Consider the following 20970-nt stretch of genomic DNA (forward strand, 5'->3'; position numbering starts at 1 on the left):
AACACAGCCCGGCAAGGGCAGCAGATAGGACGGGCCACGTGGATACGGCCATCTCTCATGTCGTCGTCGTCGGCGGTGGTACTGCAGGCTGGCTCGCCGCCTGTCGGATCGCTGCGGCCGCGCGGCCGGCGGCGGCGCATCCGATCACGGTGACATTGGTTGAATCGCCCGACGTGCCGACGATCGGCGTGGGCGAAGGCACCTGGCCGACCATGCGCGCGACGCTGGAACGTATCGGCATCGGCGAGGCCGAGTTCCTACTCGCCTGCGACGCCTCGTTCAAGCACGGTTCGCGCTTCGTCGGCTGGGCGAGCGACGCCGCCGACGCCTCCTATTTTCATCCGTTCACGCCGCCGGTCGATGCGGACGCACGGGCGCTTGTCGCTGGCTGGCAAGCCGGTGATCCCGGCTCCGCGTTCGCCGACGTCGTCACGCCGCAACCCCATGTCGCCCGGCAGGGGCTTGCCCCGCGACAGCGATCGATGCCCGACTTCGCGGGTGCGTTGAACTACGGCTATCATCTCGATGCCGGCAAGCTCGCCGCCTTGCTCGCCCGGCATGCCGTTACGCGACTGGGTGTCCGGCATGTCCGCGACCATGTGGTCGACGTAGAGCGGACGGCCGACGGCATCGTGACCGCCGTCCAAACACGGGAGAGCGGCGCAGTGACCGGCGACCTGTTCCTCGATTGCACCGGGCATGCCGCGCTGCTGGTCGGCGATGTGCCGTTCATCGACCGCAGCGACGTGCTGTTCAACGATCGCGCGCTCGCGGTGCAGGTGCCGGTCGCGCCCGACAGCCCGATCGCCGCGCAGACCGATGCCACCGCGCATGCTGCGGGATGGATCTGGGACATCGGCCTGCCGACGCGGCGCGGCGTCGGTTGCGTCTATTCCTCCGCGCACATGAGCGACGACGACGCGGCCGCGATGCTGGCCAAGTATCTCGGCACCTCGGAGCCGATCTCGCCACGGCGGTTGACCTTCCGCTCCGGCCACCGCGCGCGGTTCTGGAACGGCAATTGCCTGGCGATCGGGCTGTCCGCCGGCTTCCTCGAGCCGCTGGAAGCGTCGGCGATCGTCACGATCGAGCTATCGCTCGATGCGCTGCTCGACGACTGGCCGACGCGCGAGACGATGGCGCTGGTGGCCACGCGGTTCAACACGCTGTTCCGCTATCGCTGGGACCGGATCGTCGAGTTCCTCAAGCTCCATTATGTGCTGAGCCGGCGGGAGGGGGCGTATTGGCGTGACCACCGCGATCCGGCATCGGTGCCGCCGCGGCTTGTCGAACTCCTCGCGCTCTGGAAGCATCGGCCGCCGACGCGCGCCGATTTTCCCATGGTGGACGAGGTGTTTCCCGCCGCAAGCTATCAGTACGTCCTGTACGGCATGGGCGGACACCTTCCCGAGGCGGGACCGTTGAAACCGGGCGCGTCGCCCGCGTTCGCACCGATCGCGCAGCGCACCCGCGGTCTGACCAGCGCACTACCCACGATCCGTGCATATCTCGACGCCTGCCGTATGACCTATTGACCGACCGCTCTGGAGCAGCTTTCCTGATGGCCAACCACGTTATCCTCACTGGCGAGGAACATCGCACGCTGCGCATTGCCACGGCGCGTGACGCGGAACTGGGCGATGCGGTGATGTCGTCGCTCGTTGTGCCGAACGAATTCCGCCGCGTGCAGAACGACTATCCGATCCTGTTCCGGCTCACCCCGCAGCGCGATCGGTTCCAGGCGCTGGCAATGTTCGGGTTCGAACCGGGCGAGAATCTGTTCCTCGACGGTGATCGCTGGGACGCGCCCTATCGCCCGCTCGCGATGCAGATCCAGCCCTTCCTGATCGGTCACCCCGCCGTCGAAGGCGGCGACAAGCAGATCCACCTCGATCTCGACAGCCCGCGCGTTGCGACCGACGGCGAGGGCGTGCGCGTGTTCGACGATCTCGGTCGTCCGACCCCGTATCTGGAGGGGATGGCCGAGCAATTGGGCGAACTCGATGCGGGTTGGCAGCAGACCGACGGCTTCTTCGCGGCGCTGACACGCCACGAATTGCTCGAGCCGCTGACGCTTGAGATTACGCTCGACGACGGCTCGACCAACCGACTGGTCGGCTATCACGGCATCGCGGAGGAACGCCTCCACCAACTCGACGCGAGCGCGCTGGGTTCGTTGCATGCGGACGGTCATCTGCTGCCGGTGTTCATGGCGATGGCGTCGCTCGCCAATGTCACCAAGCTGATCGCGCGCAAGAACCGGCGGGGCGTGGCGCATGGCTGAGGCCGATCCCGGCATCTTTGCAACGCTCGCGCAGGTGCCCGAGATCGAGGTCGCGGATGCCGCCGATCTCGACGCCCGGCTGCGCGCTGCGACGACGCCGTTCATCGTGCGGGGGCTGGTCAAGGACTGGCCGCTCGTCGAAGCCGGCCGCCGATCGCCGCGCGACGCCCGCGCATATCTCCTGCAGCATCACCGCGATCTCGCCTTCACCGTCTCGGTCGGCCAGCAAGGCAGCGATGGGCGGTTGTTCTACGATGCGGCGATGGCGATGAACTTCCGCACGCTGCGCGCATCGCTGCCCGACATCTTCCAGCGGATCGACTCGATCGAGGGGCAGGCGGGCGCCCCGCCGGTCTATCTCGCGTCGATCGACATGCACCAGTTCTTCGCCGGGCTGTACGAAGCGAACCATGTCGATCTCGGCGACCGGACCTGCCTCGCCAGCATCTGGATCGGCACCAAGACGCGGATCGCCGCGCATAACGACCTGCCGAACAATCTCGCCTGCGTGGCAGCGGGGCGGCGCCGCTTTACGCTGTTCCCGCGCGAACAGTTCCGCAACCTGCATCTGGGGCCGATCGACAACACGCCCGCCGGACGCGCGATCAGCATGGTCGATTTCCATGCGCCCGATCTGGAGCGACACCCGCGTTTCCCCGATGCGCTCGCGCACGCGCAGGTCGCCGAACTGGAGGCGGGCGACGCGCTCTACATTCCCGCAATGTGGTGGCACCATGTCGAGGGGCTGGCCGACTTCAACATCCTGGTAAACTACTGGTGGCGCGAGACGCCGCGCTGGCTGGGGTCGCCACAAGATGCGCTCAACCATGCGATGCTGGCGATCCGAGACCTGCCCGAGGATCAGAAGGCGCATTGGCGCGACCTGTTCGACTATTACGTGTTCGCCAACACCGACGACGTGACCGCCCATATCCCCGAGGAGGGCCGCAGCGTGCTGGCCCCGCTCGATCCGGAAAGCGCCGGGCGCATCCGTGCGTTCCTGCTCAGGAATCTCAGCCAATGACCATCGCACCACGTCGGATCGTCGTCGCGGGAGGCGGTACCGCAGGCTGGATGGCGGCGGCTGCGATCGCGCGGACGATGGGCGGCACGGCGGCGGTGACGCTCATCGAATCCGATGCGATCGGCACCGTCGGCGTCGGCGAGTCCACGATCCCGCCGCTCGTCACCTACAACCGGCTGCTCGGGATCAGCGAAGCCGACTTCATGCGGGCGACGCAGGCAACGTTCAAGCTGGGCATCCTGTTCGACGGCTGGAAGGACGGCAGGGACCGCTATTTCCATTCGTTCGGGACGACGGGCAAGGACCATTGGTCCGCCGGCTTCCAGCATTTCTGGCTGAACGGACGCGCGCGGGGACACAACGAGTCCTACGATGCCTATTGCCTGGAACTGGCCGCTGCGATGGAGGGCAAGTTCGCGCACCTTCCCGACGAGGGCATGAACTATGCGTATCAGCTCGATTCGACGCTTTACGCGAAGTTTCTCCGGGGCATGGCGGAGAAGGACGGCACGACTCGCATCGAGGGGCGCATCGCGCGCGTCGAACTCGACGGCGAAAACGGCGATGTAGCCGCGCTCCATCTCGAGTCCGGAGCCGTGGTCGAGGGCGATCTGTTCCTCGACTGCACGGGCTTCCGTGCGCTGCTGATCGAGCAGGCGCTGCATGCCGGTTTCGACGACTGGACGCACTGGTTGCCCTGCGATTCCGCGATCGCGGTGCAGACCGAGAACGTCCGCCCGCCGGTGCCCTATACCCGCGCGATGGCGCATGATGCGGGGTGGCAGTGGCGTATCCCGCTCCAGCACCGCACCGGCAACGGCATCGTCTGGTGCAGCCGCTATATGGACCGCGACGCCGCACTCGAACGGCTGCTCGGCAACCTCGAGGGCGAGGTGTTGACCGAGCCCAATCACATTCGCTTCGTGACCGGCGCGCGGCGTCGGCAATGGCATCGCAACGTGATCGCGATCGGCCTCTCGGGCGGGTTCATGGAGCCGCTCGAGTCGACGAGCATCCACCTGATCCAGCGTGCGATCCTGCGGCTGATCCGGATGATGCCGCAAGGCGCGATCTCGCCGCGCGACGTCGCCGAGTTCAACGATCAGCAATTCGCCGACATGGAGCAGATCCGCGACTTCCTGATCCTGCACTACAAGGCGACCGACCGGCGCGACTCGCCGTTCTGGCGACAATGTGCGGCCATGGCGATCCCCGATAGCCTGGCGCAGAAGATCGAGTTGTTCCGCGAGACCGGTCGCGTGTTCCGCCGCAACGAGGAACTGTTCGCGGAGAACAGCTGGGTCCAGGTGATGATGGGGCAGGGTATCGTCCCGCGTGCGCATCACCCGATCGCCGACAAGCTGGGCGACGAGGAGCTGACGCGGTTCCTGTCGACGCTGCGGGAGAACGTCACGCGCACTGTCGCGGGGCTGCCCCGCCACGCCGACTATGTCGCGCACTATTGTGGCGGCTGACGGCGTGGCGCGTCGACGACAGGCCGTGACGATCCGTCACGTCGCGGCCGATGCCGGCGTGTCGCTGCAAACCGTCAGTCGCGTGATCAACCGGGAGACGGGCGTCCGGCCCGAGATGATCGCGCGGGTGCAGGCGGCGATCGACCGCCTCGGCTATGTCCCGTCGATCGCGGCGCAGCGGATGCGCGGGTCACGCTCCTACCTGATCGTTGCGCTCAACGACCGGGAGCGGACGATCGCGGACTGGCAGGCGCGGCAAGGTACCGACTGGATCGACCAGATGCTGCTCGGCAGCATGCTGACCTGCGCCGAACACGGCTATCGGATGATCGTCGAGCTGGTCGACACGCACAGCGACCATGTCGTGCGCGAACTGATGGCGGCGGTCGCGGCGCTCCAGCCCGACGGCGTGCTGCTCACCCCGCCGCATTCGGAAAACCCGCTGATCATCCGGCTGCTCGAGGCGCAGCATATCAGCTTTGCGCGGATCGGCTCGGTACACGAGGGCGCGGGCTTCGCACTGACGATGGATGACGAGCGCGCCGCTCGCCTCGCGACCGAGCATCTGCTTGAGTTGGGCCACCAGCGGATCGGTTTCATCGCGGGGCCGTCCGACTATGCGCTCAGCGACTGGCGCGTGACGGGCTGGCGCGAGGCGATGGCGACGGCGGGGTTCGGGATCGACGGCCTGCTCGTGCGAGGCGATTTCGGTTATGCGTCGGGACGTGCCGCGGCGATCGCGTTGCTCGACCTCGCCGATCCGCCGACTGCCATCATCGCCAGCAACGATCAGATGGCGCTCGCCACGCTCGAAACCTGTCGCGATCGCGGGATCGATGTCCCGCGCGACGTGTCGCTCGTCAGTTTCGACAACACGCCGATCGTGCGGTTCACGCACCCGCCACTCACCGCGATCGATCAGCCGATCGCGGAAGTGGCAGCGCGCGCTGTGGAATTGATCATCGCGGATATTGCGGGCGCGGAGAAGCCGGAACAACCGGTCGTCGTCCCTGCGAAACTCGTGCTTCGCTACTCGACCGCGCGATGCCAACCAGCATCACAAGCTACCTAACCTATCATTGGATAATGATATGAACGAACGGCAGGTTTAGGGATGACCGCCCACGGCTTTGAGGGGCCGCATTTGGGTCCCAATAGCTTCCGCAAGGTTTAGAGCTGCACTTCTGTCAGAGCTTTGTCACGTCTTTGCAGAAGTATAGGAATCGGGTCACCGGTAAGGTCAAAGCGTAGTTCGTGCATGTCCATGCCTGAGCGGTAGCCACCCGGCCAGACGCTGGTGAGTTCGAAGCCGCAATGCTGGAAGAATGGCGAGACTTGCGGCGAGGTGTCGACCGTGACGTAGCGCGTGGGCGGTTCGGCTGAGGTGGCGACGTGGAGCAGGCGTTCGAACAGCAACAGCTTGCCCAGGCCGGCGCCATGATATGCGCGCGCGGCCATGCCCCAGAAGAGCAGCGCCTTGTTGTAATGCTCCCAGATCTCGTAGCCGCCGAATGCGCCAGGGACGCCGTCGACGTCGACCACGAATGCCGGGCCGTCGGGCTCGTCCAGCGTTTCTTCCAGCCATTCGCGGTCGCCGGTGCCGAAATACTCGGGGAGATTGGAGTCGAAGATCGCGAGGACGGCATTGCGGTCCTTCTCCTCGTAGCGACGGGTCTGGATTCTGCTCATTGCGAGCTCCACTGCGCGATGGTTTCGATCGCGTCACTGGTCGAACGGGTCCAGCAGCGTGAAGTGCCTTCGAAAGTCGCAGTCGCATGGGTCGGATCGGCCACGACGGTTTCGATCGTCTCGGGGCGGATGCGACGGGGTTCGCCGACGAGCTTGGCGTGCGCTTCCTTGATCGTCCAGAGACGAAGCCAGGCGTACTGCTGGGCGGGGACGGGCAGGCGGCGGAGCACGTCGGCTTCGGTCGGGGTGATCATGTCCCAAAGGGGAGCGTGATCGTCGACGATCTCCCGGTCGACCGCGATCGGTTCGCGCGCGACTGCGATCAGGGCATGTGCGCCGCGGCTGGAGAGGCTGAGATACCAGCCGCTGGGGGCGGATACGATTGGCGCGCCGGCCGGGCTGCGTGTCAGTCGAACATCGGCTGAGTCGCCGGCGAGTTTGCGGATCAGGGCGGAGGCCAGACCGTGTCGGATCGCGCGCCCATCGCCTTGCAGGCCGGCGGCGTACGGTCCGATCTCGGCAACACTCCACGCGACTGGCGACTGCCCGTCCCAAGCAAGGTCGGAGAGCGGACCGTCGTGCCAGATCTGCGTCACGTCGCCACGGCGATCCGCGCCGGGCTCCCGTCCCAGCTCGTGCCGTCGGGCAAGGTCTCGCCCTTCATCACCACCGACAGGTCGCCGAGCTGTGCGTCCGCGCCGATCTCCGCGTCGTACAGCACGATCGCGAGTGAGCCGATCGTCGCGCGGTCGCCGACGCGGATCGCGCCGACCTTCATCACGCGGTCCTCGAACAGGTGCGTCTGCAGGCCCGCGAAGTCGTTGAGCGCGACGTCGTCGCCGATGTCGACCAGATCGTGCTCGGTCAGGTCGGTGGTGTCGATGTAGCAGCGCTTGCCGATCCGCGCGCCCATCAGGCGGAGGTACGATGCGATCCACGGCGTTCCGCGGAGTGGCTCAAGCAGGTTGGCTACCGCGAGGTTCTCGTAGGTCGCGGTGACGAGTTCGGTGCGCCAGACGAACGGGCTCCACAGCGGTGCGGTGGTGACCTTGTAGCGGCCGACGACCAGCCATTTGAGCGCAAGCACGAAGATTCCGCAGGCAAGGCAGAAGCCGACATAGAGGAACGGGAAGGTCGCCGCGACGATCAGTCCACCATTGTCGAGATCGTCGAGATCACCGACCACCGACAGCAACAGGCTGAAGAAGACCAGGAACGCAGTCAGCGACAAGGTGGTGCGGACCGCCTCGATCGACAGGCGCGTGGCGATCAGCGCGCGCGACGGATTGAACCGCGCGCCCTCGTCGAACATCGTGTTGACCTGTCGCACCGGCAGCTTGATCGCGGGCGAACCGAACCACGTGCTGCCCGCCTCGGTCGCTAGCGCGGGGTCGCTCGGCGGCTTCGAGAGCACGCCGACGAGCACTTCGTCGCCGATCTGCGTGCCGCTCGGCAGCAGCGCGGAATTGCCGATGAAGCTGCGGCGGCCGATCTTCGTGTGCGCGAGCTCGATCGTACCGTGGCCGATCCGCGCGGCGCCGAAGATCACCGAGTCCGCGATGAAGCTCTCCTCGCCGATCTCGACGAGGTCGGGCACGATCGCGCTGGCGGTCGAGATTTCCGCGCGACGGCCGACCTTCACACCGAGCGCGCGATACCACTGCACCACGTACAGCGTCGCGAAGATCGGGTGGAGCAGGCGCAATGCAAGGTCGTTGATCTGCTGGACGAACCAGTAGCGGACGTAGAACCCGCTATTGAGCGCATAGATCGCAGGGGCGACGCGGCCGAGGATCAGGCGCTTGGCGGCCACCGTCAGCACGCACATCATCACGACATAGGTGACCGCGAGCAGCGGCGCGACCGCGACATAGGCATAGCCGCTGGTCGCCCAGTCGAGCTCGATCAGCGCGATCAGCCCGGGGGCGATCGGCAGGATCGCGACCAGCGGCAAGATCAGTGCGCACAGGAACAGGCCGATCGCCGGGCCGGCATTGCGCGGGGTTGCGGTGGCCGGGCGGCGGGGCGAATCGCCGTCATGCGCGGCGGGCGAACCTGCCCAGCGCTGGCCGGCGGGGATCGTGGTATCCGCCGGCAGCGCGGACAGATCGTCGAGCATCGCATCGTCGCCAAGCGCGGCGTTGCGGCCGACCACTGCCATCGATCCGACGAACGCGCCCTTGCCGAGCTTTACCGTGCCGAGGCGGAGCAAGCCGCGCTCGACCGAGCTGGTCGACAGCACCGACTGGTCGCTGATGATCGCATCGTCGTCGGCGTGGAGCAGGTCGGCAGTGTCGATGATCCCGGTGCCGATATGGACACGCTCGCCGATCTTCGCGCCCATCATCCGGTAATAACCGCGGATCATCGGCGTGCCAGCGAGATACGGCGTCGCGGTGACGCCAATGATCCGGCGGACCAGCCACCAGCGGAAATAATAGCTGCCCCAGAGCGGGTATTCGCCCGCCTTGAAGCGCCCGACGATCAGCCATTTCAGCGCGATCGAGAGGACCATCGACGCGATCGGCACGACCGTGAAGAACAGCCCGCTGAGGATCAGCGCGTCGACCCGCGGCATGTCGCCCGCGAGATGCGTGTAGGCGAGATAGGGCGAGAACCATTGGAGCCCCGCCAGCGTGTAGATCGGCAGCAGCGCGAGCGTCTGCGCGGCGATGCACAGCCGGCGCTTCCACGGTGCGATATGATGGAAGCTGGTCTCGTCGAGGATCGCGACGGGCGTGGTGCCACCGATCCGCAGCGCGAGCGCGCGGATGGTGGGCGCGGCATAGACGTCCTCGAGCGACAGCCCTTCGAGGCCGCGCACTTTTCGCGCCGCCGAAACCAACCGTGCGACCTTCAGCGAATGGCCACCGAGATCCTCGAACAGGTCGTCGAGCACCGATACCGGCTGCGGCGCGAACGCCTCGGCCCAGACGCGGTGCAGGCTTTCCTCCATCGGCGTGGCGGGCGCGACCATCTCGCGGTCCGACGTCACGGTGATCTCGGGCTTGACCAGCGCCTTGCGGTCGACCTTCCCCGAGGCGGGCAGCGTCGGCATGTGCGACAGCAGCTGGTAGCCGGCAGGGCGCATGTAATTGGGGAGCCGCTCGGCGACGCGGGCCTTGAGGCCGACCATGTCGATCTCCTCGGCCGGACGCGCGATCAGGAACGCCGCGAGGAACTCGGAGCCATCGCCGTCGGTGAACAACTGAACGACGGTCTGCGCGACGCCCGGCCATTCGCCGATCACCGCCTCGATCTCGGCGAGCTCGACGCGGAAGCCGCGGATCTTCACCTGCGTGTCGATGCGCCCGACGAAATCGATGTCGCCCGCCGCGTCGAGCTTCACCAGATCGCCCGACCGGTAGATCCGTTCCGGGGCACCGGAAGGCCCATCGAACGGCGTCATGATGAATTTTTCGGCGGTCAGGTCGGGGCGGTTGACGTAGCCGACGCCGACGCCTGGACCGCCGATGACGAGTTCGCCTTCCTGGCCGTCGGGGACCGGCTGCATATGCTCGTCGACCACCCAGGCGGTGTAGCCGGGGAGCGGCTTGCCGATCGTGATGCGCTGGCCGGGGAACACCTCGGTCCAGGTCGCGGTGACCGACGTCTCGGTCGGGCCGTAGGTGTTGAGCAGGCGGAGACCCGGACGCGCGAGCCGGCGTGGCAGGTCTGCCGGGCACGCTTCGCCGCCCATGTTGAGCAGGCGCAGCGTCGGCACCGGATGCTCGACCAGCGCGATCAGCGAGGGGACGACGTGCCAGATCGTCGTGTTCGCTTCGGCGAGCGCGATCGCCACGTCGGGGCCGCTGGTCGCCAGCGCCTCGGTCGCGACGAGCACCACCGCACCGACGAAGAACGCGCTCCACATCGTCTCGACCGACATGTCGAACGCGAGGCTGAACCCGCCGAACACGACGTCGGCAGGGGTGAGATCGAGGATTGCGCTTTCGGAGCGGACCAGGTGGCACGCATTGCCGTGCGAGATCATCACGCCCTTGGGGCGCCCCGTCGTGCCCGAGGTGTAGATGATATAGGCGAGGTCCTGCGGGGTGGCCTGCGTGACGTCGCGGCCGATCGGTTCGGATGGCTCAGCCGCGAGATCGCCCAACGCGGCGTCGAGCGCGAGGGTTATCCCCTTGAGGTTGGCGACGCGGCTGGCGACGGTGATCGTCAGTGCGGCCTCGCTGTCCTCGACGATGAAGTCGATGCGGTCCTGCGGATAGCCCCAGTCGACCGGCACATAGGCAGCGCCGGCGCGCAGCACGCCGAGGATCGCCATATACTGGTCGAGCCCGCGCTGCAGGCACAGCACGACGCGGTCGCCGCGGCCGATCCCCATCGCGCGCAGGCGGTGCGCGAGCGCGAGGCTGCGTGTCGCGAGGTCGGTATAGGTCCAGCGGGTCTTGCGGTCGTATTCCTCGTCCGCGCCAATCAGCCGCAATGCGGTCGCGTCGGGATAAGTCAAGCGGGTCGCATCAAAGATCTCGTAGAGCAACTCGTTGCGGGCGTAAGGCTCGGCTGCCCGTAACGCCGGCGCGGGGGCGATCGACGCCACGCCTTGCTTTGGGAAAAGAGTATGATTCGAGGGGCTTGCCGAAGTGTCGCGCTGCATGCAGCGGCCTTAGCCGACCCATTGCGCACTTTGCTACCTACGTGTCATCACCATGATGTTTCGAGTAGCAATTGAACTGCGCACTTCTGTGCCTTTTTGGTGCAGGCGCGCCGTCGGCAATGCGCTAGAACGTCCGCGCTACGCGGGCGACGATCCGCAGGACAATCCCGATCCATCCAATGGCAATCCGTGGTTCCATTGATGCAGCGGAAGAAAGCGGTCAGCGCAGCGATGAATGAGTGTCTGAAGTTGGGTAGCCATCTGACCGTTGGCGCCTAAAGCCGCCCTTTGGATCACCGAGAGGGCCCATTTACAATCACGCGCCAGGCGGACTTTCCTTTTTCGCGTTTTCGCCGCAAATAACGGCTAAATGGCTCTCTCACCCGACTATTATTCAGTTCTAGGTGTTCCCTCGACGGCAAGTCGCGAGACTATCCACGCCGCGTGGAAAACGCTGCTCCGTCAATATCACCCCGATGCCAACCATGGTGTGGATGTCTCTGCTCGTGCGAAAGAGATCAACGAGGCGTATTCCGTTTTGGGAAAGAAGGAAGCACGCGCCGCCTATGATCGGTCGCAGATCAAGCCGTCTGCCCACCGAGCGACCGCGGACCGCCCGTTTCACCCCAGGAAAGCCGGCAGGCGCCCGATGCGACCTAGCCCGTCGATGCAGCCCAGCCGCAGCCTCTCGCAGCCGCTAGAGACCAACGAATGGCTGATGGGCCTTTTCCTGCTGATCCTCACCGCCGCACCGATCGCTACAATCCTGGTTCTGTGGAATGAGGAATCCGGATTGGCACCCACGGTTCGACATAGCGTCGCCGCTCATCCCGTGCCTGAGCCCCCCGCAAAAGCCGTCCGCAGCTCATCGGGCACAAAACTCGGACTGGGACAGCCTGCTTCTTAAACTATCGCCCAGTCAGGACATTCGAGTTCGCAGGTCAGGCGCCAAAAGCGGTCGTAAAGCGGAGATGAACGAGCGGCCGAAGTTGGGAAGCTGGAAAGGGGGCGGGGAGGTCTGATTATGGGTCTGGCCGGAAGCGATAGCGCAGGGCGTTTTGACCCATACCGTGCGCAACCGGAACGCGCCGCTGGCGGACCGGCAGCGTGCGCTGCGCTTCATCGTTCACATCGTCGGCGACCTGCACCAGCCGCTGTATGCGTGCAACGGGTGGGACCATCGCGGCGCGACGTCCAGGTGACGTTCTTCGGCGCGCCGATTAACCTGCATGCGGTGTGGGACTATGCGCTGATCGACCATGAGCAATTGTCGTTCACCGAATGGGCCGACTGGCTCGACGCGCCACTGATCCGCCGAGAGGATCGCGCAGTGGAGCCAGGCCGATCCGGCGGTGTGGATCGCCGGAAGCGCGACATTGTGCCACGCGACCTATCCTGCCGGCACCGAACTGGGGAAGGCTTATGCGTTCGTGCAGAAGCCGGTCATCGCCGATCGGCTGACGCGGGCGGGCGTGCGGTTGGCGGCGTATCTCGACCGCCTCTTCGTTCGGTAGCGGCGCTTCGAACCCTGGACAGTGACTTTAGGCGATGACGAACGCACGATCGGAGTCGTTGCCGATGATGTCGTTACGGTGACCTGAGCACCGTTACGCAGCATTGCTCGATACCGTGACGCGCGTCTGCCCTCACGTCGCCAAATGGTCGAGCGTGAACCATGCGCCAACGTTCCGTTGGACAATCTTGACGTCGCCCCGGAAATCCGTCGGAACATGTTTCTGGGGTCCGGCCTGCGGCAAACGGTACGCTATGCCGTTGACCTTCGTACAGTCGTAGAAGCACGGAGCACGAGCCGTGTGGCAACAACCACCGCCGTTGACTCAGCGAGATCTTGCGGCGGTGCGATCTGTGCGACGAGCATCGCGATCGCGCGTTCCGCCATGTCCTCCACCGGCAGTTCGATCGTGGAAAGGGGCGGCAGGCAATGTTCTCCCAAGGAGATGTCGTCGAAGCCCAGGATCGACATGTCCTCGGGTACGCGCAGTCCCTTTGCTTGAATCCTACGAACCGCGCCGATTGCGATTACGTCGACCGCGGCAAACACCGCCGTCGCGCCACCTGAATCCAGCATCGCCTGCGCTTGGGGTTCGAGATCGGAGGAAAAGGCATTGCCGACGCGAAAGACCAGTTCGCCCTCCGCCCGGATCAACGCCTCTGCGCCATCGCAGCGATCACGCATGCTCGCAATGTCGGTTGGGCCGGTGATGATACCGATCCGGCGATGCCCGGCATCCAGCAGATGCCGGGCCGCGATCCTCCCTGCCTCGACATAGTCGACGCCCACGGACGGATAGCCCGGCACGGTGCGATCCAGCACGACCACCGGCGTACGCACCAATATGCCGTTCGACGTATCCTTGTCGCGGATCGGAAACCAGACGATGCCGTCCAGGCCGAGATCCACCGCCTTGGCGAGCGCTGCCTGTTCCAGCGCTTCATTGCCTTCGGTATCGATCAGGAACGTCGCATAGCCGCTGGCCCGCGCGGCGCGGAATATTGCCTGCGCCAGACTGGGGAAGAAGGGGTTGGTCAGATCGGGCACGATCAGTGCAAGCGCCGCCGTGCGCCCCGTTTTCATCGCGCGCGCGGCGACGTTCTGGCGATAGCCGATGCGCTGCGCCACTTCGAGGATATGGACGCGCGTCTGCTCACCGACCGATCCGTTGCCGTTGACGGCATAGGATGCGCTGGCGAGCGATACGCCGGCCTCGCGGGCAAGGTCCTTCAGCGTTGGGCGACGTCCGCTCGGGGTATCGGGCAATCCTTACTCCGTCTTATGCGTCAGCAATGTGGGCGACAGCGCCAGCATGACCAGCCGGGTCGGCTCGCCCACTACGAAATTATTGTCGTTCACCAACAGAATCCGATCGCGCGAGCCGGGCATCCACGCCATCCCCTCCAGATTGCCTAGGCTATCGCCGGGCAACGTATCAAAATCGAGCAGCAATTGCTTGCTCGCGATGCCAGCCGCCTGGTCCTTCAGGCTTTCGACGCCAGCCACATCGCTGGTCGAAGTGAAATCGGCAAGATAGAGCCGGCAGTGAAAAGCGAAGCGGCCGTCCGCATTCCTTGCGCCCGATCGCTCCAGCACCAGCATTCGCCGATCATCGAGCGCCAGTATCTCGGTTAGGCCATTGTCCGCGTTCTCGCCGTGGTGCGAGAGCGGCACGGCATCCAGCCGATAGGCGAATTGCTGCATGGCCTTGCCCGGCGCCATCCGTGTGAAGCGTACCAGCGGCGCATTTCCCGCGCGGGCGGGGCTGCCATCCTCGATCAGCGGTGCTTCCATCGCCAGCCACAGCGCACCATCCGGCGTATGCGTCATTCCCTCCAGCGTGCCATTGTCGCGGATGCCGTGCTTGCCGGCTGGATCGAGGACCAGATTGGCTGGAAGGGCTACGGTGTCGAGCAGCCGCCCGCGCCGATCGCTCCGGCGCAGCGCGGGGCCGAAACCGTCCCGAACATCGCCTTCACTCGTCCACAGCATCGATCGCCCGTCCGGCGCGATACGGATCGATTCCGGGTCGACGCCCTGCCGCCCGGTGCCTCCTTTGGGAAAGGTCGCGCCGCCGGCATCGCGCAGGACCACGCGTCGCCCCTTGTCGATCCGCCAACCACTCGCCCGGCGTTCGATGCGCACCGTGTAGAAGCGGGCCGGCGCATGGTCCGATCGATCGTCGCTCAGCAACACCCAGCGGCGTTTGCGTTGGTCATAGTCGATCCCCGAAATGCCGCCAAAGGCTGCGTCGAACATAGCCGGATCGAGCGTTACCTGATCGACGCGCTCGACCAGCGCCTGCGCCGTGGCAGGGGAGGCGCCCGCGATCGCCAGCAATGCCGCGGCGATCAGCCGACGCCCCCGATAGGCCATCAGAACTTCGCCCGCAGAGACACGGTGTACGTGCGCGGCGCGCCCAGGAAGTAGCGATCGAGCGTGATCGCCGGCAGGCTGAATTCGGGCTGGGTGACGGTGGAACTGGACACCGAGCCAATATACGCCTTGTCGAGCAGGTTATCGACATTGAATTGCACGGTCAGACCGCTCAGCGGGCCAAGGTCGCGCACCGTATAGCTCGCGCCCGCGCTGGCCACGGCATAGCCTGGGATATGCTCCACCCCGATCTCGCGGAAGGTGGTGGCCGCGAGCAGGTGCCCACCGACGCGGTCTCCCACATACCGGACATTCGCCTGAACCCGTGCGCCCTCCATCGGTTTGACGCCGATCTCGGCATAGGCGCTGTGCCGCGGAATGTTGCGTACCCGTTCACCGGCGATCACGCCCACCGAAGCAGTTCACCCCGTTCCTTCGAGCCGACGGCCGCATCATCATGCCGCGCGTCCTGATAGCTGTAGCTGGCATAGAAATCGAGCGCGCCCAGCTCGCCCAGCGCCGTCGCTTCGATGCCGCGCGTCCGCTGCCCCGCGATGTTCGCCGCGCGCGTGGCGACGTTGCCGCGGATGATCTCCTCAGGATCGGTGACGGTCGGATCGTTGGGTACGATGCCGATATTGTTCTTCAAATCCACCGAATAGGCCTGGAGCGAGAAGGCCAGCCGGTCGGTGGTATAGCGGATGCCGAGATCGACGTTCTCCGACTGGATCGGATCGAGCGAGCCCGGACTTATCGCGGCGGTGGACCCCAGGAAGGCGTCCTCCGGGATACCCGCAAAATTCCTGGCATAGCCGCCATAGACTTCGATCCCCCGCATCGGCGTCAGCGTGAAGCCGATCTTGGGATTGACGGGCGAATCCTGCGTGAAGCTGAGCCGGGCGTTGTATTCCAGCGGAGAGCGCACCTTGTAGCGCACGTTTAGCCAGTTCATCCCGGCATCGACGCGCAACAGCCGCGGCATCAGGTCGATCGAGTCCTGCGCGTAGAGCATCAGCGTCTCGATCCCGGCCCAGCGCCGATATTCGACATAGTTCAGCGCGGTACGATCGTAGCTGATACCGGCGGCCGGATTGGGGATGCGGAAGAAGCGGCGCTCCTCACTCGAATCCCCGCCTTCCCACCAGCCGCCGATCCGGATGCGATTGCGGGCCAGCACCTCGTCCAGCTTCAGTTCGGCGGTGGCGCCATAGCGATCGCGGTCGCGCGGGGTGACTCGCATATCGGCGGGTCCGCCAACGATGGCGCTGTTGCGCAGCGTCGCCAGCGTCGGGCGGATCGCGCCCCCATTCGCGTTATAGCTGGTGACGGCATAGGGATTGCCACCGGCCAGCGATCGCGCACGATCCTGATAGCGGAAGGATTCACCGCGAAGTGTCTGGAGGTAGGGATTTACGGTCAGCAGTATCTTGGGATCCAGCTGCCACCCGGCATTGAGATAGGCCATCACGTCCTTGCGCGAGCCGCCTAGCGCGCCACCGAAATCCAGGTCGCGCGCCGGAATACCGGTCAACACGTCGCTCGCGCGGTCCGATCGTTTGTCGGCGCGGAATTCGGCGAGCGAGATGATGTTGAAGTCGTTGTCCTTCTGGTCGTTCCAGCTGACGCGGGCCTTCAGGAACGATCCATCGTCGAAACTCTGGACGATCTTCAGTTCGGCATGGTCGCGCTTCGAATGGCGGTTGGCCGGTCCAGACATCGTTCTCCTGTGTCGAGAAACTGGCATAGGCGGGCAGGCCCTTGGCGATCTCTCCGGTATCGACGCGGAAATAGCTGCGCCAAAAATCATAGGAGCCATAGCCGGCCTCCACCGTTGCGCTTAGCGTCCGCGATGGGTCGTCGGTGGCGAAGTCCACGAAGCCGCCGAGCGCGAAGCGGGACGGCGCCCCCAGATCGCCCGCGCTTTGCGACACGGTAATACGGCGGATATTGCTCGATTCGATGAAGCGCTGCGGCGGTGATCCTCCGTTGAAGCGGGCGTCGCCCGTCGGGATGCCGTCCAGCGTGAAGCCCACCTGCTCCTTGTTCAGTCCGCGCATCGCGAACTCGAACGAAAAGCTGCCGCCACGCGCATCCCCGGTCGTCGCTTGCACGCCTGGGATCTTGTTCAAGCTCTGGGTAATATCGGCGCCAAAGGGACGTTCGTCGATATCCGCGCGTCCCAGCACCGCCACCGCGCGACTCTCTCCGTGACCGACGCGCGCAGCGGTCACGACGATATCCTCCGCCGGCGCGTCGGCCTGAATGGTCTAAGCCCAGCCTTGACCCAGCGTGAGCGCCACCACCCCCGTGCTGAAAAGGAAGCCAAACGTTCTAGAGGTGAAAGGCGGAATGTTAGTCATGTTAAACCCCCGAATGCTGAGGGCACGCCTTTCGCACAGCGTTGTGACCGTTTAGTGAAACGTTTCACTAAGCTGCTTGAACAGTATTTTCGAGATCGATGCCCTGCTCGACTGAGGCGGATAGCCAGTCACGGTTGCAGATAGAAATGCGACGGCCCTATCGCGGGCGTTGTGCGCGAGGTGCGGTTCGGATCGAATGCTGCGCCCTCAGCAAAAGCCTTCGAGCCGTCACAAGCGCGAAAGAACGGATATCCGAAGGTGAGGGTCACAGGAGCAGGTCTGAACGTCGCCTCGTCCGTCTCGCTGCTGCGAAGCCGCTGACGAGCGCCGAGCCCGAACCTAGCGCTGATGCATGACGCGAGGCAGTCCATAAACTGTCGAACAAGTCTGAAACGCTTGCCAGCAGAGCCCGCATTGCGGTCGGGGCAAACCGAAAAACACATGCTTAACGCCGTATCGTAACATGCACGTCATAAGTTTCACGCATCCAACCTTCAGCGGGATAGCGGCGATCGGGGGCGTAATGTGTTAGATCATGGGTAGTCGCCTGCGTTCGCAACTGTAACACGCGGATAGGAATGGCAAAGTTCCGCAAGAACTGATTTCAAAGCCGTAATGGGATGGCCTAAGTCAGTATTCGATCTAGTCGACTAATAGCTAGTGGATGCCCTGAGGGCGACGCATTACCGTAGTCGAGCTACCGATCAATTATATAAAATAGACCAAAATCTCAAACTCATGAGGTTCGGGGCGCGAAGCCGCACGTCAAGAGCACGGCTCGCGACGTGTCACTGGCATATAAGCATTGGGGGAAACCGAAGATGATCCGCAATTTGAAGCATGTCGGCCGCATGACGTCCCTTCTGCTGGGAGCCGCGATCGCAGCGCTATCCGTCACGCCGGCCGTCGCCCAAACCGTACTGGCGCCAGTCGGGCAGGAGACCGAGACGGGAGAGGAGATCGTTGTCTCTGGTTATCGCCGCAGCCTTGAAGAAGCGATCGACATGAAACGCAAGACGACCGGCTTTTCGGACTCGATCATCGCTACCGATATCGCCGACTTCCCCGAGCAGAACCTCTCCGAAGCGCTGCAGCGCGTGCCGGGCGTTACGATCGAGCGCGAACGGGGCCTTGGCACGCGCGTCAACGTCCGCGGCCTGCCGAGCGAATTCACCTTCGTGTCGATCAACAAGCTGGCGACCGCGTCGGGCTCGGGCGGACGTGACGTGGAGTTCGACATCTTCGCGTCAGAACTCATCCAGTCGGTCACAGTGCAGAAGTCGCCTGTGGCCGCGGATGAGGAGGGCGGTATCGCCGGCTCCGTGCTGATCCGTACCGCGCGGCCGTTCGACCACGACGGCCTGCGTCTGGTCGGGAGCGCCGATGGTGCGTACAATTCAATCTCCGAAAAGGTCGATCCCAACTTCTCGTTTCTCGCCAGCAATACCTTCGGCGACTTCGGCGTGCTGGTCTCCGTCGCCAAGCAGCAGCGCACCAACCGCACCGACTCCAACTCGGGCATCAACTTTCGCCCGATCGCGCGCTGGACCGATCGTACCGGCACTGTCTATCGCAACCAGGCGATTGCCGTGCTGCAGCGCGACGCCGGCATCGCCTTCACCAATGCCGACAAGAACAAGATCGTGTTTCTCGATAAGGTCGGCGACCGCGTCTATCAGAACGATCAGGATCGCCTCGGTCTGTCGGGCTCGGTGCAGTACAAGCCGAGTGACAATTTCAGCCTCGCGTTCGACGCGTTCCTTGGATCATACGACACGACCGAGGACGAATATGACGCTGCCGGCTATGCGGCATCGAGCAACTCGACGCTCGAGACGATCCACGAATTCGACGCCACAACGCTGGCCGACAGTGGCATCGTCGTGTTGCGCGATGTCTCCTACACCAACACGCAGCATGAATTCCTGAGTAAGGAATATATCAACGAGACCGACTATCGCCAGTTTGGCGGTGAAATGAACTGGACCACGGGCAACTGGAAGATCAATGCGCTGGGTGGTTATTCCGGCGCCAAAAAGTCACTCGATTACGCCAACCTGAAGCACGTTGCCTACGCCCCTTCGCGCACACGCTATACCGAAAATGGCGGCGAAACGATCCCGAGCGCCAATCCGCGCACGATCGACATGTACAATGCGCCGAATGCCTATCTGTTCGAAGCCTATGAGACTACGCGCGAGCAGATCAAGGACGACAAATATGCCGCGCAGATCGATCTGAGCTACCAGTTCGAATCTTCGGTGTTCAAGCGCTTCAGTTTCGGCGGTCGCTACACCGACAAAAGCAATGAGCGCGAGTATGGCGAGGAGAAGATCCAGGGTCCGACGCGTGGAAGCACGGCTTATGTCAATGTCCGCAAGCTGGGCGACAGCCCGCTCGAGACCGTGACCGACATTACAGGCGGCAAGAGCTATCAGGCACGCGACCTCAGCTGGGCGCAGGTTTCCAACGAGTATGCGCGCGATTTCTTCCGGCCCGACGGGTTTGTCACGCCGTTCGGCGACGCCAATTATTACAAGGTCCAGGAGGAGACGATCGCCGGTTATGCGATGGTCGACCTCGAATTCAACGTGACCGTGCCGGTTTTCGTCAATTTCGGAGGCCGCTATCTGCGCACCAGTATCCAATCGGAAGGCTTCCAGCAGGTCCAGAACCCGAACGGCTCAATCGGGCTGACCCCCGCGCCGGTTTCCAGCGACGGCAAATATGAAAAGTTCCTGCCGTCGTTCAACGCGCATGCGGAGTTGACCGACAGCCTGTTCCTGCGCGCCGCGGCCTCGCAGACGCTGATCCGTCCGGCGTTGACCGATCTTGCTTACAAGCGGATCGCGAGCATCGGCAACTTTCGCTACACCGATGGCAATCCTGGCCTGAAGCCGACGCTTGCCGATCAGTGGGAAGTCGGCATCGAAAAGTATCTCCCCCGCGGCGGCATTCTGGCAGCGTCCTATTTCTGGAAGAAGATCAAGGGCGTGGTGCAGAGCCAGTTGACCGGTGTGGTGCCTGGCGTGACGGTCTACAACGCCAACGGCTCCATTAACGGCGTCTACGAGTTCGATGTCTACCAGCCCGTCAATGCCGAGGGATCGTACAAGGTCAGCGGCATCGAGGTGAACGCGGTGATCCCCTTCGGGATGGTCGCGGACTGGGCGGACGGCTTCGGCATCAACGCCAACGCCACCTTCCTCGATAGCTCGCTCACCGGCGAATCCGACCTTGGCATCGATACCTCGCCGATCGGTCTTGCCGACAAGACCTACAATGCCACGGTTTTCTACGACAAGGGGCCGCTGTCGCTGCGCGTCTCGTACAACCGCAAGGGCGCCTATGTGGAGCGGATCGAGCGTAACATGTATCCGGTGTACCGCGATGCGTACGGTCAGTTCGACGTCGCCGCCAGCTATCAGGTGACGCGCAATTTCCGCGTCGAGCTGCAGGGCATCAACGTGGGGAACGCGAAGACCACCGGCTATACGATGGATCCGTCCTTCCCGACGACTTACGAAGCTTCGGGTAGCCGCATCAGCCTGGGTATCCGCGCGCAGCTCTAATCCCCGGCAGGCCCTGCCGCGGGGGCTGGGCCTGCCACACAATATTCAGTTCCGGAGTA

General features: G+C 64.4%; 16 protein-coding genes and 1 pseudogene. 9 read left to right on the forward strand and 8 right to left on the reverse strand.

From position 1 onward, the window contains the following. Nucleotides 1-38 precede the first annotated feature (38 nt). From AC1MH0_RS16585 to AC1MH0_RS16605, 5 genes are read left to right on the forward strand one after another with little or no spacing between them, the layout of a single operon-like run. Nucleotides 39-1535, forward strand: coding sequence for a tryptophan halogenase family protein (locus AC1MH0_RS16585; protein WP_480963672.1), 1497 nt, complete (start codon nucleotides 39-41; stop codon nucleotides 1533-1535). Between the two features lie 26 nt (nucleotides 1536-1561). After that, a complete protein-coding gene (locus AC1MH0_RS16590; RefSeq protein ID WP_480963673.1) occupies nucleotides 1562-2284 on the forward strand; it encodes a SapC family protein in 723 nt (240 codons plus the stop codon). Continuing rightward, nucleotides 2277-3308, forward strand: a complete 1032-nt coding sequence (locus AC1MH0_RS16595; RefSeq protein WP_480963674.1) for a cupin-like domain-containing protein — start codon at nucleotides 2277-2279, stop codon at nucleotides 3306-3308. Before AC1MH0_RS16590 ends, AC1MH0_RS16595 begins: the two co-directional genes overlap by 8 nt. Continuing rightward, entirely contained in the window at nucleotides 3305-4783 is a 1479-nt protein-coding gene (locus AC1MH0_RS16600) for a tryptophan halogenase family protein (protein WP_480963675.1), read from the forward strand. The genes AC1MH0_RS16595 and AC1MH0_RS16600 overlap by 4 nt, the downstream gene beginning before the upstream one ends. Continuing rightward, entirely contained in the window at nucleotides 4758-5855 is a 1098-nt protein-coding gene (locus tag AC1MH0_RS16605) for a LacI family DNA-binding transcriptional regulator (protein WP_480963676.1), read from the forward strand. Before AC1MH0_RS16600 ends, AC1MH0_RS16605 begins: the two co-directional genes overlap by 26 nt. A 98-nt stretch (nucleotides 5856-5953) precedes the next feature. Here AC1MH0_RS16605 and AC1MH0_RS16610 read toward each other — a convergent pair whose 3' ends face one another. Genes AC1MH0_RS16610 through AC1MH0_RS16620 form a run of 3 tightly spaced genes read right to left on the reverse strand, consistent with a single transcriptional unit; the run spans nucleotide 5954 to nucleotide 11033 of the window. Continuing rightward, a complete protein-coding gene (locus tag AC1MH0_RS16610) occupies nucleotides 5954-6472 on the reverse strand; it encodes a GNAT family N-acetyltransferase (RefSeq protein WP_480963677.1) in 519 nt (172 codons plus the stop codon). Next, nucleotides 6469-7068 carry a 4'-phosphopantetheinyl transferase family protein gene (locus tag AC1MH0_RS16615; protein WP_480963678.1) on the reverse strand — a complete coding sequence of 200 codons (600 nt, stop codon included), beginning with the start codon at nucleotides 7066-7068 and terminating at the stop codon, nucleotides 6469-6471. Before AC1MH0_RS16615 ends, AC1MH0_RS16610 begins: the two co-directional genes overlap by 4 nt. After that, nucleotides 7065-11033, reverse strand: a complete 3969-nt coding sequence (locus AC1MH0_RS16620; RefSeq protein ID WP_480963679.1) for a Pls/PosA family non-ribosomal peptide synthetase — start codon at nucleotides 11031-11033, stop codon at nucleotides 7065-7067. The genes AC1MH0_RS16615 and AC1MH0_RS16620 overlap by 4 nt, the downstream gene beginning before the upstream one ends. A gap of 427 nt (nucleotides 11034-11460) precedes the next feature. Between AC1MH0_RS16620 and AC1MH0_RS16625 the strand changes: the two genes are divergently transcribed. The 3 genes from AC1MH0_RS16625 (at nucleotide 11461) to AC1MH0_RS16635 (ending at nucleotide 12604) form a co-directional block, all read left to right on the forward strand. Further along, nucleotides 11461-11997 carry a J domain-containing protein gene (locus AC1MH0_RS16625; protein WP_480963680.1) on the forward strand — a complete coding sequence of 179 codons (537 nt, stop codon included), beginning with the start codon at nucleotides 11461-11463 and terminating at the stop codon, nucleotides 11995-11997. 151 nt (nucleotides 11998-12148) lie between these two features. After that, entirely contained in the window at nucleotides 12149-12292 is a 144-nt protein-coding gene (locus AC1MH0_RS16630) for a S1/P1 nuclease (RefSeq protein WP_480963681.1), read from the forward strand. 120 nt (nucleotides 12293-12412) lie between these two features. After that, nucleotides 12413-12604 (forward strand): S1/P1 nuclease, encoded by a 192-nt coding sequence (locus AC1MH0_RS16635; RefSeq protein ID WP_480965775.1) that lies wholly within the window; start codon nucleotides 12413-12415, stop codon nucleotides 12602-12604. A 251-nt stretch (nucleotides 12605-12855) separates the two neighbouring features. Here the strand turns inward: AC1MH0_RS16635 and AC1MH0_RS16640 are convergent, their stop codons facing one another. The 5 genes and pseudogenes from AC1MH0_RS16640 to AC1MH0_RS16660 form a co-directional block, all read right to left on the reverse strand. Continuing rightward, nucleotides 12856-13869, reverse strand: coding sequence for a LacI family DNA-binding transcriptional regulator (locus AC1MH0_RS16640; protein WP_480963682.1), 1014 nt, complete (start codon nucleotides 13867-13869; stop codon nucleotides 12856-12858). A 3-nt stretch (nucleotides 13870-13872) separates the two neighbouring features. After that, nucleotides 13873-14979, reverse strand: coding sequence for an esterase-like activity of phytase family protein (locus AC1MH0_RS16645; RefSeq protein WP_480963683.1), 1107 nt, complete (start codon nucleotides 14977-14979; stop codon nucleotides 13873-13875). Further along, entirely contained in the window at nucleotides 14979-15392 is a 414-nt protein-coding gene (locus AC1MH0_RS16650) for a TonB-dependent receptor domain-containing protein (RefSeq protein ID WP_480963684.1), read from the reverse strand. The genes AC1MH0_RS16645 and AC1MH0_RS16650 overlap by 1 nt, the downstream gene beginning before the upstream one ends. Continuing rightward, complete coding sequence (locus AC1MH0_RS16655; RefSeq protein WP_480963685.1) at nucleotides 15383-16696, reverse strand: TonB-dependent receptor domain-containing protein; 1314 nt, start codon at nucleotides 16694-16696, stop codon at nucleotides 15383-15385. The genes AC1MH0_RS16650 and AC1MH0_RS16655 overlap by 10 nt, the downstream gene beginning before the upstream one ends. Before the next feature lie 256 nt (nucleotides 16697-16952). Further along, a pseudogene (locus AC1MH0_RS16660) lies at nucleotides 16953-17210 on the reverse strand (TonB-dependent receptor plug domain-containing protein); the annotation flags it as partial. A gap of 950 nt (nucleotides 17211-18160) precedes the next feature. Here AC1MH0_RS16660 and AC1MH0_RS16665 point away from each other — a divergent pair. Further along, the gene (locus AC1MH0_RS16665; protein WP_480963686.1) at nucleotides 18161-20911 is read left to right on the forward strand and encodes a TonB-dependent receptor; all 2751 of its coding nucleotides are present in this window, start codon (nucleotides 18161-18163) and stop codon (nucleotides 20909-20911) included. Nucleotides 20912-20970 lie beyond the last annotated feature (59 nt).

This window comes from Sphingomonas sp. AP28, from assembly GCF_056680455.1.

What these genes read in the sequence shown, in the direction of transcription:
- AC1MH0_RS16590 (WP_480963673.1), top strand. Translation starts at nt 1,562, where the DNA reads ATGGCCAACCACGTTATCCTCACTGGCGAGGAACATCGCACGCTGCGC.
- AC1MH0_RS16595 (WP_480963674.1), top strand. Translation starts at nt 2,277, where the DNA reads ATGGCTGAGGCCGATCCCGGCATCTTTGCAACGCTCGCGCAGGTGCCC.
- AC1MH0_RS16600 (WP_480963675.1), top strand. Translation starts at nt 3,305, where the DNA reads ATGACCATCGCACCACGTCGGATCGTCGTCGCGGGAGGCGGTACCGCA.
- AC1MH0_RS16605 (WP_480963676.1), top strand. Translation starts at nt 4,758, where the DNA reads ATGTCGCGCACTATTGTGGCGGCTGACGGCGTGGCGCGTCGACGACAG.
- AC1MH0_RS16610 (WP_480963677.1), bottom strand. Translation starts at nt 6,472, where the DNA reads ATGAGCAGAATCCAGACCCGTCGCTACGAGGAGAAGGACCGCAATGCC.
- AC1MH0_RS16625 (WP_480963680.1), top strand. Translation starts at nt 11,461, where the DNA reads ATGGCTCTCTCACCCGACTATTATTCAGTTCTAGGTGTTCCCTCGACG.
- AC1MH0_RS16645 (WP_480963683.1), bottom strand. Translation starts at nt 14,979, where the DNA reads ATGGCCTATCGGGGGCGTCGGCTGATCGCCGCGGCATTGCTGGCGATC.
- AC1MH0_RS16655 (WP_480963685.1), bottom strand. Translation starts at nt 16,696, where the DNA reads ATGTCTGGACCGGCCAACCGCCATTCGAAGCGCGACCATGCCGAACTG.
- AC1MH0_RS16665 (WP_480963686.1), top strand. Translation starts at nt 18,161, where the DNA reads ATGATCCGCAATTTGAAGCATGTCGGCCGCATGACGTCCCTTCTGCTG.